The organism is Mycobacterium sp. NPDC003449 (genome assembly GCF_053588415.1).
The window spans coordinates 1-14,209 of sequence record NZ_JBSFPX010000081.1; the positions used below are offsets into that span (position 1 = coordinate 1).

Here is a 14,209-nt window from a genome sequence, read left to right on the forward strand (position 1 = left end):
ACGAAATGGGGTACCGCCGCGTCTGCTCGCCGAAGAAGCCGGGGGCCGCTGAACGGCCGGGGTGACCGCTTATGTCAACACTCTTGAGCTAACGCCGCGAATGGTTCTTACTTGGTGCTACGTCATCACCCAGGAAGAATCGTGCAAACCGTTTTCGAACGAACCGTTCCCGCTCCAGGCCTCATCGACCGCTCGCTGGCCAACACCGTGCTGCAGCCCTTCTGGCTCGACGATGTACCCGCCGCGCCCGGCTATCCGGCGCTGACCCGCACGACGTCGCATTACGACATCGTGGTGGTCGGCGGCGGGTACACCGGTCTGTGGTCGGCGCTGCGGGCAAAACAGCGCGACCCGGGCCTGCGGGTGGCCCTGCTCGAAGGGCAGACGATCGGGTGGGCGGCCTCCGGGCGCAACGGCGGATTCGTCGAGGCGTCGCTCACCCACGGTGTCGAGAACGGCCGCCGTCGCTGGCCCGACGAGATCGACGTGCTCGACCGGTTGGGGATGGAAAACCTCGACGCCATCGAGAAGTCCGTCGACACACTGGGTCTGGATTGCGACTTCGAACGGACCGGCTCGATCTCGGTCGCGGTCGAGCCCCATCAGGCCGCCGGGTTGGCCGCGGCCCCGGTGCGACCGGGGCAGGTCTACCTCGACCGCCAGGCCATGCGGTCCGAGGTCGATTCACCCACCTATCTGGCCGGGGTGTGGTCCAAGGACAGCGCCGCGCTGGTTCACCCGGCCAAGCTGGCGGGCGAACTCGCCTGTGCCGCTGCCGAACTCGGTGTGGAGATCTACGAACACAGCAAGGTGCTGGGCATCGGGCCGGATCGCCGCGGCGGGCCGTTGGCGGTGCGCACCGAGCGGGTGTCGGTGCCCGCCGACCGGGTGATCCTGGCCACCAACGGGTTTCCGTCACTGTTGAAGCGATACCGCTACCACACGGTGCCGGTCTACGACTATGCCCTGATGACCGAACCGCTGACCGATGCCCAACTGGCCGAGATCGGTTGGCGCAACCGGCAGGGCATCGGTGATATGTCGAATCAGTTCCACTACTACCGGTTGTCCAAGGACAACCGCATCCTGTGGGGCGGGTATGACGCGATCTACCATTTCGGAGGCCGGATCCGGCCCCGCTACGAGGATCGCGACGCCACCTACCGGCGCCTCGCCGGGCACTTCTACACGACGTTCCCGCAATTGGAGGACATCGGCTTCACCCATCGCTGGGCCGGAGTGATCGACACGTCAACGCGGTTCTGCGCCTTCTTCGGGTCCGCGCACGGTGGCCGGGTCGGATATGCCGCGGGGTTCACCGGGCTCGGGGTGGCGGCGACGCGATTCGCCGCCGAGGTCCTGCTCGACCGGTTCGCGGGCACCCCGACGGCCCGCACCGAGCTCGACATGGTGAAGTCCACTCCGCTGCCGTTCCCGCCGGAACCGCTGGCCTCGGTCGGGATTCAGGCGACCCGCTGGTCGCTGGACCGCGCCGACCACCGGCAGGGGCGCCGCAACGCGCTGCTGAAAACCCTCGATTCGCTCGGGCTGGGGTTCGATTCGTGAGCGGGTGAACAACCTCGTCGCTTAGCATGGCCCAGGCGTTGACGTAAGCGCCCGGAGGGTAATGCGATGGGCCGAACCATGAAGTCCCAGTCGCCTCGGACGCGACGACGATCGACCAAGCATGGCGTGGTCCTGTCCGAACAGGTGATCGTGGAGGCCGCGCTGCGGGTGCTGACGTACCACGGCGCGGCCGGCCTGACCGTCAGGCGTCTGGGCACCGCTCTCGGCGCCGACCCGACCGCGCTGTACCGCTACTTCCGGGGCATCGAGGACGTGGTGCTGGCCATCACCGAGGAACTTCTGCGCCGCGTCGTGCAGGACTGGGAACCGACCGGGCACTGGCGCGAAGACATGCGGGAGCTCGGTCTGCGGGTCCACCGGATCTATCTCGCCCACCCGCAGGCCGGGGTGCTGGCGGCCAGCCGGGTGAGCGGCGGAGCCCACGAGATCCAGGTCATCGAAACGGTTTTGGGGCTGCTGCGGTCGGCCGGGTTCGCCGAGCGGGAGGCGGTCGAGGTCTATCACGCGTTCATCGACCAGATGCTGGGATTCGCGGCACTCGACGCGGCCTTCGAGGCGCTGCCGGCCGAGCGCCGGGAGCGCGACGACAACACCTGGCGCGACACCTACGGGGAGTTGCCCGCCGAGACGCACCCGAACATCGCGGCCACCAGCCACCTGCTCGACGAATCGATGCGGCGAAGCGCGTGCGAGGCGGCGCTCGACCTCCTGCTCGACGGTATCGCCGCCCGGCTGGACGCCGGCCATCTCCGGCGAGCAGACGCCCCGGTACCCGAAAACCCGTGAAATGGGGTACCCACATGTCTGCTCGCGGTGGGAACTAGTCCATCCGCATGAGCGACGGCCACACCTTCGACCACGGCAGCAGCGGCCCGGTGCACTTCCAGATCGTCACATCTTTGGTGACGCCCGAATATCCCAGCCGGGCATCCACCCGGCCGACCGGTTGTGTGTGGGCGCACAGCGTGGTGGCGGTGTCCGGGCTCTGGTCGACGAACAGCACCGTCGTCGCCGAATCCGGTGGGGCGCCGAAGTATCCCCAGCCCCGACTGGGGGAGTACACCGCGGGCAGATAACCGCCGCGGTAGTTGTCCAGGGCGCTGGCCTGCCAGTAGGAGTCGGCGATCACCACGGCGTGGGCACGCTCGCCGGGGCTCAACCCGCGGTAGGCACGTGCCGTGGCCTCGTTCAGATCGGGCCAGCCGAACCTGCCGTACAGCAGAATCGTCAGATCCTCGGAATCCGGCGCGGGGGCGATATCGCGTTCCGGTTGCCAGGGTAGGGACCACGCGGCCAACGCCGTCGATACGGCCACCAACGGTACCGCGGTGATCTGCTTCCAACGCCGCACATCGTGGGTCAGCCACACCGCACCGGCCGCCATCGCCACCGGGTAGGCCCCGGCGACGTAGTAGGCCCGGCCGCCGAGCACGAGGAATACGACGAACAGCGCAAGCACCGTGAGGCCGAAATATCGGTACTCGCGCAACGGTTCGAAGCGCAGCAGGGCCCACACTCCGCACAGCAGCAGCACGCCGCCCAGCACGCCGGCGACGAATATCGCCGTCGGGATGAACAGCAGCCGGCCGCCGACGACGTCGCCCTCGGCAGCGACCACGTCGCCCATCGACAACTGCGGCCAGCCATTGCGGTCCTGCCACATCAGGCTCGGCACGAAGCTGACCGCCACGACGGCCGCGCTCAGCCATAGCGCCCTGCGACGCAACAACTCTCGCGGTCCGGACACCAGCACCGCCAGGCCGACCGCCAACCACAGGAACGGGGTCAGCCATTTCACCTGCAGCGCCGCTGCGGTGGCCACGGCGGCCCAGATCAGCAGCGCATCGTGACGGGTCCGGGCCCAGCGCACCAGCAGCCAGGTGATCAGCGTCCACAGCGGGATGTCGATCACATTGGTGGACAGTTGCGCGCCCTGGGCGAGGAGAAACGGCGACGTCGCGTATCCGGTTGCGGTGAGCAGCTGTGCGGTGCGGGCGCCGCCGAACTCGCGGGCGATCTGGGCGCTCACCACGATGGCCCCGGCGGTGGCGAGTACCGCCGGGATCCGTAGCGCGAACAGCGAGCCGGGAGCGATGCCGTCCATCACGTGGGCGATCAGCGGCAGCAGCGGGCCCTGGTCGGCGTAGCTCGGCGACATCCGGCGTCCGGCCGACAGGAAGTACAGCTCATCGCCGAAATAGCCGTACTGGCCGAGGAATATCAGCAGGGCCGTCGACGCGACCGTGGTGATGAACGCGACGCCCGCGGTGGCAAACCGCGGCAACGTCGATTCGGAGGTCTCGGTGAGGGTGGAGGTGCTCACGGCTGATCGTCCTTCGCGGTGGCCGATTCGTACAGCCGGGTCAGTGCCGCGGTGTAGGCGGCGACGTCGAAGTCGGGTTCGCGTACCGCCCGCCCGGCGATGCCGTCGATGCTGTCGCGGATCAGCTTCGCGGTGACGGTCGGGTCGAATGCACCGAACTCGCCGGTGCGTTGGCCGTCGGCGAGGAGCTCGACCAGGGGAGCGATCATCTCGTCGTCGTTGCCGGAGTTGATGAACTTCGGGGCGCCGTCGGCGTCGCGCAGATTGAACACGACCTCGGTCATCGCGGCCACGAAGGCCCGGTTGGCCTCGATGTAGGCCAGATTCGATTCGATGTAGGCGCGCAGCTGGTTTCGGCACCCTTGTGCGGCCTCGAGGAACGGCGCCATGTATTCGGCGCCCGATACGAACAACTGGATGACGACCTGGGTCATCAGGTCGTCCTTGCCGGCGAAGTGATAGGAGATGACGCCTTTGGAGATGCCCGCGTGCTCGGCGATCCGGGCCAACGACGCGTTGCCGTAACCGACCTCGGAGAGGACCTCGACCGCCGAGGCGATGATCTGGCGACGCCGGGCCTCCTCGATGAACGACCGCTGTTGACCATCTAGTCTATTTTCTGGCCGCATGGCCAGAATTTAACACACACGGCCAGTCGGCCGGGCGGGCGCCGGTCAGCGTCCGGTGCCTGCCACGGTCACGCCGACGCCGTCGAGGAGTTGGGTCAGGCCGAGGCGGAAGGTCGCATAAGGATCGTCGGGGCCGCCGTCGAAGGCCCCGCCCGCGATAGCGGCGGCCAGGGCGGGAAACCGCTCGGCATCGACCAGTCGGCGCAGGAGTGCGGGGAAGGTGCCGTCGTCGCCGTCGGGATCGTCGATGGCCAGCGCGGCGGCGCCGCGCACGAAATGCAGAACCGCCACGACGGCCGCCAATTTGTCGCGTTCGGTCATCGTGGTCGTCGCCAGGGTCGCCAGACCGGCGTCCAGCCAGGTCAGCTGGCCGGGATCGGCAGGCGGCCCCGACGGTGCGGCCTGCAGAATCCACGGATGCCGGTGATAGACCTCCCACAGGCCGATGGCCCAATTCTCCAGCGCGGCACGCCAACCCGGTGCCGCGGCAGGTTTCGGGGCCGGTCCTGGGCCGTCGGAGACCATGAACGTCACCAGCTCGTCCTTGCTGGCCACGTGCCGGTACAGCGACATCGTCCCGCAGCCGAGCCGTTCGGCCAGCCGCGCCATCGACACCGCGGCGAGGCCGTCGGAATCGGCCAGCTCGATCGCGGCGGCGACGATCGCTTCCCGGGTGAGCCCGCGCGAACGGCGCGGCGGGTCCGGTACCTGCCACAGCAGGCGTAGCGCGCGGGGCAGTTCATCGTCGGCCATCGAGATCCAGGGTAAACCGGGTGGCAGCCAGGATGCGTATGACATACCCTTTTGCGTATGACATACGCATCCAGGAGTCGGGTCGGCCTCGCGATCGCCTTGGCGGCCGTCGTGGGGGTCTTCCTCGCCTACTCGCTGCCGCCCTACTTCACCGGTGGCACCCGCGTGCCCGCGATGTTCGCCTGGCACTACCCGCTGCTCGTCGCGCACGTGCTGCTCGGCAGCGTGGCGATGGTGGCCGCCGTTGCGCAGATCTGGCCGGGGCTGCGTCGCCGTCACCCCGCACTGCACCGCCGCACCGGCCGGGTTTATGTCTGGTCCGCCGTGCCGGCGGCGTTGTGCGCCTTGGTGATCGGTGCGGCTGCGCCGTTCGGTCCGGTGGTGGCCGCCAGCAATGTCGTACTCTCGGCGCTGTGGTTGTGGTTCACCGTCGACGGATTCGTCGCCGCCCGCAACCGCCGGTTCGGCAGGCACCGGCGCCAGCTGCTGCGCAGCGCGGTCCTGGCCTTCTCGATCATCACCAACCGGATCTGGACACCGGTGTTGTTCACGGTTTTCGACCCGTTGCGCGACAGCGTCTTTGGCGGGAACGAGCAGCATTTCACGTGGGCGATGGCCGGCCTCGGGGCCTGGCTGGGCTGGACGGTGCCGCTGTTGGTGCTGCAGCGCTGGTTGCACCGGCAAACGCCGCGCCCGGCGTCCCCGGTTTCCCGCCCGGCCGACCGTCAGCCGGTGTAGTCTCCGGGCGGATCGCCCATCTCGGCGGCGATTGACCGACCGGGATGAGGCGCCATGGCAACCGAGTTCAACGGCAAGATCGCACTCGACATCAGGGATTCCGAACCGGATTGGGCGCCGTACGCCGCCCCGACCGCGACCGAGAACTCGCCCAATGTGCTCTATCTGGTGTGGGACGACACCGGCATCGCCACCTGGGACTGCTTCGGCGGTCTGGTCGACATGCCGGCCATGAGCCGCATCGCCGAACGCGGGGTGCGGCTGTCGCAGTTCCACACCACCGCGCTGTGCTCGCCGACCAGGGCGTCGCTGCTCACCGGTCGCAATGCGACGACGGTCGGGATGGCCACCATCGAGGAATTCACCGACGGATTCCCCAACTGCAACGGCCGGATTCCGTTCGACACCGCGCTGCTGTCCGAGGTGCTCGCCGAGAACGGTTACAACACCTACTGCGTCGGCAAATGGCATCTGACTCCGCTGGAGGAGTCCAATCTGGCCGCCACCAAAAGGCATTGGCCGTGCTCGCGGGGATTCGAGCGGTTCTACGGATTCATGGGCGGCGAGACCGACCAGTGGTACCCGGATCTGGTCTACGACAACCATCCGGTCGATCCGCCTGCCACGCCGGAGGACGGCTACCACCTGTCGAAGGACCTCGCGGACAAGACCATCGAATTCATCCGGGACGCGAAGGTGATCGCACCGGACAAGCCGTGGTTCTCCTACCTGTGCCCCGGCGCCGGGCACGCCCCGCACCACGTGTTCAAGGAGTGGGCGGACCGCTACACCGGCAGGTTCGACATGGGCTACGAGCGGTACCGCGAGATCGTGCTGGATAACCAGAAACGACTCGGCATCGTGCCGCCCGACACCGAGCTGTCCCCGATCAACCCCTACTCGGAGACCACCGGCCCGAACGGTGAACCCTGGCCGGCCCAGGACACCGTGCGGCCGTGGGAGACGCTGTCCGATGAGGAGAAACGGCTGTTCGCCCGGATGGCCGAGGTGTTCGCCGGGTTCCTGTCCTACACCGACGACCAGATCGGACGCATCCTCGACTATCTCGAAGAGTCCGGCCAGCTCGACGACACCATCATCGTGGTGATCTCCGACAACGGGGCCAGCGGCGAGGGCGGGCCCAACGGGTCGGTCAACGAGACCAAGTTCTTCAACGGCTACATCGACACCGCGGAGGAAGGCCTCAAATTCATCGACCGCCTCGGCGGGCCGCAGACCTACAACCACTACCCGATCGGGTGGGCGATGGCGTTCAACACGCCCTACAAGCTGTTCAAACGCTACGCATCCCACGAGGGAGGTATCGCCGACACCGCAATCATCTCCTGGCCCAAGGGTATTGCGGCGCACGGCGAGGTCCGCGACAACTACGTCAACGTCTGCGACATCACCCCCACCGTCTACGACCTGCTCGATATCACGCCACCCGCACTGGTCCGCGGCATCCCGCAGAAACCGCTGGACGGGGTCAGTTTCAAAGTGGCCCTGGCCGATCCGGCGGCGCCCACCGGGAAAGAGACCCAGTTCTACACCATGCTCGGCACCCGCGGAATCTGGCACCAGGGCTGGTTCGCCAACACCGTGCACGCCGCGACGCCGTCGGGCTGGTCGCATTTCGACGCCGACCGCTGGGAGTTGTTCCACATCGAATCCGACCGAAGTCAGTGCCGCGACCTGGCGGCCGAGCGGCCGGACAAACTCGACGAGCTCAAGGCACTGTGGTTCAGCGAGGCCGACAAGTACAACGGGCTGCCGCTGGCCGATCTGAACATGATGGACACCATGACCCGGTGGCGGCCCTATCTGGCCGGCGAGCGCACCACCTACACCTACTATCCGAACACCGCCGAGGTCGGGCTCGGGGCCGCCGCCGAACTGCGCGGGCAGTCGTTCAAGGTGCTGGCCGAAGTCAGCGTGGACAGCGCCGAGGCCGGTGGCGTGCTGTTCAAACAGGGCGGCGCGCACGGCGGGCATGTGCTGTTCATCGCCGACGGGCACCTGCACTACGTCTACAACTTCCTCGGCGAACGCGAGCAGCTGTTGACCTCGCCGGACCCGGTCCCGCCGGGCCGCCACATCCTGGGCGTCCAGTTCGAGCGCACCGGCACGGTCGAGGGCAGCCACACGCCCGTCGGGGTCACCACCCTGTTCGTCGACGATGCAGCGGTGGCCGAACTGCCGGATATGCAAACCCATCCGGGTATGTTCGCGCTCGCCGGCGGAGGGATCGCCGTCGGCCGCAACACCGGGTCGGCGGTGTCGCAGAGCTACCGGGCGCCTTTCGGATTCACCGGCGGCACCATCGCCCAGGTCACCGTCGATCTGTCCGGTACGCCCTATGAGGACGTGGAAGCCACCCTGGCGCTTGCCTTTTCCAAGGACTAGGCCGGGGACTAGGCGGCCTGCCGGGCCGAAACCCGTTGGTGCAGGCGCAGATGTCCCGCCAGCACGACCAGACAGGTGAGCCCGGCGGCCAGCCCCAACGGCACCGCGATGTGCAGCCGCAGCAGGACCGCGCCGGTGACCGCACCGAGGAAGATGACCAGAATCGCGCCGAGCCGGCGGTTGAACACGGTGGCCAGCGGGCCATGCGCCGCACCGCGCGCCCAGGTTTCCCCGGCCAGGCTCGCCAGCGTCGAGGTGACCACCACCGTGGTCATATCCTTGACCGCCAGGGCGCGGGCCACCATCGCCTGCTGACCCATCACCGCCGCGGTCGCGGTCGCGGTCGCGATCTGTCCGGTGCGTCCGGGATCGTCACCGCCGATGGCCAACCCGACCGTCAGGATCAGGAGCACCGCGGCCCCGAGCGTGAGCAGGACGGTGATGCGGGTGTCCCAGCCGGAGGCCGGCCGATGGCGCACCGCCAACCCCGCGGCCAGCGCCCCCGCGGTGAACCCGGCCAGTGCGATCGCCGGGCCGAGTACGGGCAGTTCGTCCGCACCCGCGACGCCCATGCCGAGGATCACGATGTTGCCGGTCATATTGCCGGTGAAAACCCGATCCAGTCCGAGGTAGCCGACCGCGTCGACGATGCCGGTGACGAAGGTCAGCGCGATCATCGCGATCAGTTCCAGACGCGAATTGTCCAGTCGCAGCATTCTTCAGAAGATAACGATCGCGACTGCCGTGGCCAGCACCAACCCCGTCATCACGGGCAGGAAGCATTTGCGGGCCAGGCTCAGCACCGGTACCCGGGCGAAACCGGCGACCGCGACCAGCGAGGACCACGCGACCAGGGTTCCGCCGCCGGACCAGATATTGCCCATCTGTCCGATCGCGGCCAGGGTCGCCGGATCCATGTCCACCACCGGGCCGAGCGCTCCGGACAGGGACCCGGTCAGCGGCAGCCCGCTGAAACCCGACCCCTCCAAACCGGCGATCAGGCCGACGAACAGCACCGCGAACGCGGTGATCACCGGATTCGGCGACAGATGCGACTGGGCGGCGGTGATGAGGTCGAACAGGAACGCCGGGCCCTTCGCGTCGGCGGGCATCCCGAGAATCGCCGCGGCGAAGTCGCCGTTGCCGATGAAGAAGAACCCCGCGATCGGCAACACGATCCCCATGGCCTTGAACGCGAACACCAGTCCGTCCACCACGTGCTGGGAGGAGGTCTCCAGGAAATTGCGTTTGTCGTTGGTGGCCGATGCCGCGAACAGCAGCATCGCGGCCAGACCACCGACGATGGCCGCCGCGTCACCGCCCTTGAGCGGGGGTACCGCCGTGGTGAACTTGCCCAGCAGCAGGTACACGATGAACGCCAGGTAGACCAGCGGGACGAGGAGGGCGAAGACCTTGGCCGACAACTTCTTTCGTGGAGCCGGGGCGGGTTCTTCTGGCTCGGTGAGAACGACGGTGGTGGTCGCGGCGGCCGTCGCGCCGCCCGTGCCGAGCGGCCCGGTCGCGGGCGGAGCCGGGGTGGTCGTCGGTGCGGCACCCCCGCCCGACGGCGCTTCGGCGTCCGTTCCGCCGCGGCGGTCCGCCGCGTTCTCCCATTCCATCAGCAGTTCCGGTGAGGGGGTACGCCAGGTGCGGCGCTGCATGAGGTAGGTGATGATCAGCGCGGTCACCCCGACGATCAGGGACAGCACCATGGCCTTGTCGGCGACCGCGTCGGCGCTGACCCCGGCGGCCTTCGCCGAGATACCCGGCGCGACCTTGATGATGTAATCCGACGACAGCGCCATCCCCTGCCCGGAGATGGCGATCACCATGCCGACCGAGAGCGGGGAGAGGCCGGCCCGGATGGCGACCGGGATGAGGACCGCGCCGACCAGCGGAACCGCCGGGGTCGGCCAGAAGAACAGCGAGATCACATAGGTGACGACCGCCAGCACGACGAAGCTGCTGGTGCCCGCTCGCATCACCCGGCGGAACGGGGTGACCATCATCCGGTCCGCGCCCATTTCGCGCAGCGCACCCAGCATCGCGGTCACGATCGCGATGATCAGGAATATGTTGAACAGTTCCTTCGCCGCGGTGAGGCTGGCGTTGAAGATCGACGACAGCCCGGTGATCAGGCTGCCGGAGAACGCCCAGGCCGTCAGCAGGGTCGCGGTGACCGCGGGTACGACGATGTTCTTGCGGGCCGCCATCGTGAGCAAGATGACGACGATGCCTGCCAGATAGATCCAGTGCGCCGCGGTGAGGTGGGTGTCCAAAGCGGGACCTCTCGTTGAACTGCTGGGGGCTGTGCAGTCTGATGCTGGAATGGTCGGCGCGGTCGCGACGTGGGTCAACGACAACAGTGCACAGCCGCGACCGCCTCACTATGTGCAGTGTGTTCGAAACTTGTCCTCGGGGTACCGCCCGGTTTCCATGACGTAACGTTTTGCGATGTCACGTCCGGCCCGGTCGGGGGTGGCGCTCTCCGGCGTCGCTGCCGGGGAGCGGCGGGTTAGGATGCCCACACCGCACGGCATTCCCCTGTGCACCATCTCCGGTCCGGATCGCCCACCGGAAGCCGCTCCGGTGAGACAGTGCCAGGGACGGGATGGAAACCCTTGGCTCACGTCGTATTTCGTTCACCACGAGGATGGTTGCGCACCCCATGACCCACATTCGCTCCGCCACCCCGCCCGGCCCGATGCCGACGGCGCGGGACGACGGCACCCCGCTGGGCCTTGCGGCCCTGCTCGCGGGGACGGTGGTGGGCACGCTCAGCAACAACGTCGTCAATGTGCCGCTCGACGCGATCATCGATGAGTTCGACGCTCCACTGGGCAACGGTGTGTTCGTGGTGGTCGGCTTCCTGGTCTGCTTCGCCGCGACGATACCGCTGGCCGGGTGGTTCGGCGACCGGTTCGGCCGCAGGCGGGTCTACTGTGCATCGATGCTCGCGACGGCGGTATGCGCGATCGGTGCCGCGACCGCGCCGACGCTGGGACTGCTGATCGCGTGGCGGTCGGTGGGCGGGGTCGCCGCGGCCGCGCTCTCCCCGGCCGTGATGGGGCTGGTCGCGTGGATGTTCTCCGGTGACCGCCGGGGCCGGGCGATGGGAGCGTGGGCGTCGGCGAACGGGATCGGCCAGGCCGTCGGTCCCAGCCTGGGCGGCCTGGTGGCCGACACCTGGGGATGGCGCTGGGTTTTCGTTCCACTGGTGCCGCTGGCGCTGGCGGGATTCGCCGGGACGTTGCGCTATGTGCCGCGCTATCCCGGCACCCGGATGCCGTTCGACCTGGCGGGCGCGGCCGCGCTGACCGTCGGTTCGGCGTTGCTGATGCTTGGGCTGGCTGTGGTGTCACGGCCCGATGTCACCGGCTGGCTGGCGGCCGGCACGGTGTGCGCGGGCCTCGTCACACTGGCCTGGTTCGGCCGGCACTGCCTGCGGGTCCGCAGCGCGTTCGTCGACGTCCGGCTGATCGGCGAGTCCAGGTTCGCCCGCAGCTGCCTGGCGGCCTTCGCCCAGATGTTCTGTCTCGGAGCGACTTTGCTGGCGGTACCGCTGTATCTGGTTGGTCACTCGGTGTCGATCTCCGCCGCGGGCATCGTGTTGTTCACGGTGCCCGCCGCGATGGTGATCCTCGGCCCGGCGGTGGGCAGGTGGCAGGACCGGCTCGGGCCGAGGAGGGTGTTGCGCACCGGTCTGGTGCTGTTGCTGACCGCCCAGGTGGGGATGGCGGGCGTTCTCGCGCAGGACCGGCTTGTGCTCCCCGCTTTGATCGTCGCGCTGATCGCCGGCGGGGTCGGTATCGCACTGGTGCAGACCCCGGCGGCCACCGGCGCCACGCGCTCGCCTGCCGGTGGCCAGGGAACCGGGCTGGGTGTGTTCAACCTGGTCCGATTCGCCGGCTCGGCATGCGGCGCGGCGTGGGTTGGGGTCGCTCTGGGCCACGCGGTGCACCCGTCCGCCTACCCGGCGGTGTTCGCCGCATGCGCGGTGGTGGCGGCACTCGGGCTGGCCGGGTCCTTCGTCGGCCCCGACCCGCGGCCGGTGTGATCAGCGGAAGCTGGCTTCGCGGTCGATCGCCGAATGCACCTCGTCGAGCAGATCGAGGCGGATCGCCAGCCACACGGTGAACTGGTTCTCGGGCACCCGGATGTCCATCTCGAGCAACCGCGAGATCCGGTCCAGCTTGGCCAGCATGGTGTTGCGGTGCACGTTGAGCACCCTGGCCGTCGCATTCACATTGCCGCCCTCGGTCAGATACGCGCCGAGTGTCTCCAGCAGGTCGGGCCCGGACCGTAACGGTTCCAAGGTATCTCGGACGAGTCGACGGCTCTGTTCGGTCTCCGACACCTGGGCCAGTACGGTGAAACCCCGCAGATCCTGATACGAGGTCGCGCCGGTGCGGTGCAGCCGGCGCGCGATACCGAGTGCGACGCGCGCCTCCCGGTAACCCTCCCGCACCTCGGCGGCGCCGTTGGCAGGACGGCCGTAGGCCACCGGCGCCCGCACCCCCCGGCGTCGCTCCAGCTCGAGCGACATGGCCTGGGCGTACTCGGTCATCTCCGCACGCATGGCCGCACCGTCCTGGCTGCGCAGCGTGCGAACGACGACGAGCACATCGCCGATCACCGTGACATAGGCGTGCACCGCCGGGTGGGCGGCGACGCCTGCCGCGTAACGGGCCAGCCGAACCATGCTCGCGGCGGGATTGTCCACCTGGCGGGGCAGCAGGCCCGGCGCGACGAAGACGCCGAACCGGGCGTCGAGTTCGATGTCGTGGTGTTCGGCCCTGGCCCGCATATCGTGTTCGCTCGAGAAGCTGCCGTGCACGAGTGCCTGGACGAAGTCCCCGCGGGCCCGTTCCTCGGCCTCGTCGACGCTGCGTTGCCGCAACATCTCCGAACCGATGATCGCGGTGGCCTGCCCGGTCAGCACCTCGTAGCGGGCCAGATCATGGCTGCCGGGCGCCGCGGTGGGGGCCAGGACCACGACCCAGCCTTCGAATGACTTGCCCAGCCGGATCGCGCTCGCGACACAGGTCCAGATGCTCTCGTGCAGGCCGCTGACCGGCTGTACCCGGGTGTCGTGCCCGTCCGCGCGGCGCTCGGCGGCGGGCACATCGGCGGCGAGCATATCCCTCACCGAATCGGACAGTGGTGCAAGAGTTTCCGGTGTCAACCCGTTATAGGCCACCACCTGTCCGCGGGAGTCCAGCGCGACCGCCGGGGTGCGGGCCAGGTTGGACACCTCGCGGACCAGGATCTGCAGCCCGGCGCCGCGGTGGAACAGCCCGGCCAGCGAGGCGTGCACATGCGTCGAGTACCGCATGACGTGCACCTCCTGGCTGAGCGCGCGCTCGGCCAGGAGCCGGTTGAGCGCGGTGAAGCCGACCGGTATGCCCAGCTCGATGACGACCAGCCCGTCGGGCAGCCGGCCCAGATCGGCCGGCAGGACACCGTCCACCAGCAGGGTGGTCGCGCCCCTGGCCGTCAGCGCCGACAGTGCGGCTCCCTTCGCCGCCAACGACCCCGGCCGGGCGTACACCGCCACCGCGTCGAGCGGGTCGTGTTGGGCCAGAACTTCGTTGAGCGGCAACACCCAGCTCAGCTCGACGTCGAGCCGGTCGCCGCCCGCGATGATCCTGGCGCCTTCCATGAGTTCCTCGTCGAGCAGGCCCTGCACCGTCATGCGCCCGCTGTCGGTCGGTGGTTCCGTCATGTCAGACCCCGTGCTCTTGTGTGCGTTGTGTATCGATTACCGGACGTG

General features: G+C 68.5%; 11 protein-coding genes. 5 read left to right on the forward strand and 6 right to left on the reverse strand.

Annotated elements, in window-relative coordinates; translation table 11 throughout:
* Nucleotides 1–138: 138 nt before the first annotated feature.
* Both ACWDTP_RS20255 and ACWDTP_RS20260 read left to right on the forward strand, forming a co-directional pair.
* Entirely contained in the window at nucleotides 139–1,566 is a 1,428-nt protein-coding gene (locus ACWDTP_RS20255) for an NAD(P)/FAD-dependent oxidoreductase (RefSeq protein ID WP_450023019.1), read from the forward strand.
* A gap of 126 nt (nucleotides 1,567–1,692) precedes the next feature.
* Complete coding sequence (locus ACWDTP_RS20260; protein ID WP_450022965.1) at nucleotides 1,693–2,373, forward strand: TetR/AcrR family transcriptional regulator; 681 nt, start codon at nucleotides 1,693–1,695, stop codon at nucleotides 2,371–2,373.
* Nucleotides 2,374–2,407: 34 nt separating this feature from the next.
* On the opposite strand, the gene ACWDTP_RS20265 is transcribed toward ACWDTP_RS20260, so the two are convergent.
* From ACWDTP_RS20265 to ACWDTP_RS20275, 3 genes are read right to left on the reverse strand one after another with little or no spacing between them, the layout of a single operon-like run.
* Nucleotides 2,408–3,910, reverse strand: a complete 1,503-nt coding sequence (locus ACWDTP_RS20265; RefSeq protein ID WP_450022967.1) for a glycosyltransferase family 39 protein — start codon at nucleotides 3,908–3,910, stop codon at nucleotides 2,408–2,410.
* On the reverse strand, nucleotides 3,907–4,539 hold the full coding sequence (locus ACWDTP_RS20270; RefSeq protein ID WP_450022969.1) for a TetR/AcrR family transcriptional regulator: 633 nt from the start codon (nucleotides 4,537–4,539) through the stop codon (nucleotides 3,907–3,909). The genes ACWDTP_RS20265 and ACWDTP_RS20270 overlap by 4 nt, the downstream gene beginning before the upstream one ends.
* A 45-nt stretch (nucleotides 4,540–4,584) precedes the next feature.
* Entirely contained in the window at nucleotides 4,585–5,292 is a 708-nt protein-coding gene (locus tag ACWDTP_RS20275) for a TetR/AcrR family transcriptional regulator (RefSeq protein WP_450022971.1), read from the reverse strand.
* Between the two features lie 57 nt (nucleotides 5,293–5,349).
* Between ACWDTP_RS20275 and ACWDTP_RS20280 the strand changes: the two genes are divergently transcribed.
* Nucleotides 5,350–6,030 carry a DUF2306 domain-containing protein gene (locus ACWDTP_RS20280; RefSeq protein ID WP_450022973.1) on the forward strand — a complete coding sequence of 227 codons (681 nt, stop codon included), beginning with the start codon at nucleotides 5,350–5,352 and terminating at the stop codon, nucleotides 6,028–6,030.
* 54 nt (nucleotides 6,031–6,084) lie between these two features.
* Nucleotides 6,085–8,436 carry a sulfatase-like hydrolase/transferase gene (locus tag ACWDTP_RS20285; RefSeq protein WP_450022975.1) on the forward strand — a complete coding sequence of 784 codons (2,352 nt, stop codon included), beginning with the start codon at nucleotides 6,085–6,087 and terminating at the stop codon, nucleotides 8,434–8,436.
* An 8-nt stretch (nucleotides 8,437–8,444) separates the two neighbouring features.
* Here ACWDTP_RS20285 and ACWDTP_RS20290 read toward each other — a convergent pair whose 3' ends face one another.
* On the reverse strand, nucleotides 8,445–9,152 hold the full coding sequence (locus ACWDTP_RS20290; RefSeq protein ID WP_450022977.1) for a YoaK family protein: 708 nt from the start codon (nucleotides 9,150–9,152) through the stop codon (nucleotides 8,445–8,447).
* Between the two features lie 3 nt (nucleotides 9,153–9,155).
* Nucleotides 9,156–10,715, reverse strand: coding sequence for a hypothetical protein (locus ACWDTP_RS20295; RefSeq protein WP_450022979.1), 1,560 nt, complete (start codon nucleotides 10,713–10,715; stop codon nucleotides 9,156–9,158).
* 389 nt (nucleotides 10,716–11,104) lie between these two features.
* On the opposite strand from ACWDTP_RS20295, the gene ACWDTP_RS20300 reads away from it, so the two are divergent.
* Complete coding sequence (locus tag ACWDTP_RS20300; protein ID WP_450022981.1) at nucleotides 11,105–12,493, forward strand: MFS transporter; 1,389 nt, start codon at nucleotides 11,105–11,107, stop codon at nucleotides 12,491–12,493.
* On the opposite strand, the gene ACWDTP_RS20305 is transcribed toward ACWDTP_RS20300, so the two are convergent.
* Nucleotides 12,494–14,161, reverse strand: coding sequence for a PucR family transcriptional regulator (locus ACWDTP_RS20305; protein ID WP_450022983.1), 1,668 nt, complete (start codon nucleotides 14,159–14,161; stop codon nucleotides 12,494–12,496).
* Nucleotides 14,162–14,209 lie beyond the last annotated feature (48 nt).

Excerpts from the sequence above, each read along its gene's own strand:
- ACWDTP_RS20285 (WP_450022975.1), top strand. The coding sequence starts at position 6,085 with ATGGCAACCGAGTTCAACGGCAAGATCGCACTCGACATCAGGGATTCC.
- ACWDTP_RS20300 (WP_450022981.1), top strand. The coding sequence starts at position 11,105 with ATGACCCACATTCGCTCCGCCACCCCGCCCGGCCCGATGCCGACGGCG.
- ACWDTP_RS20275 (WP_450022971.1), bottom strand. The coding sequence starts at position 5,292 with ATGGCCGACGATGAACTGCCCCGCGCGCTACGCCTGCTGTGGCAGGTA.
- ACWDTP_RS20280 (WP_450022973.1), top strand. The coding sequence starts at position 5,350 with ATGACATACGCATCCAGGAGTCGGGTCGGCCTCGCGATCGCCTTGGCG.
- ACWDTP_RS20290 (WP_450022977.1), bottom strand. The coding sequence starts at position 9,152 with ATGCTGCGACTGGACAATTCGCGTCTGGAACTGATCGCGATGATCGCG.
- ACWDTP_RS20305 (WP_450022983.1), bottom strand. The coding sequence starts at position 14,161 with ATGACGGAACCACCGACCGACAGCGGGCGCATGACGGTGCAGGGCCTG.
- ACWDTP_RS20270 (WP_450022969.1), bottom strand. The coding sequence starts at position 4,539 with ATGCGGCCAGAAAATAGACTAGATGGTCAACAGCGGTCGTTCATCGAG.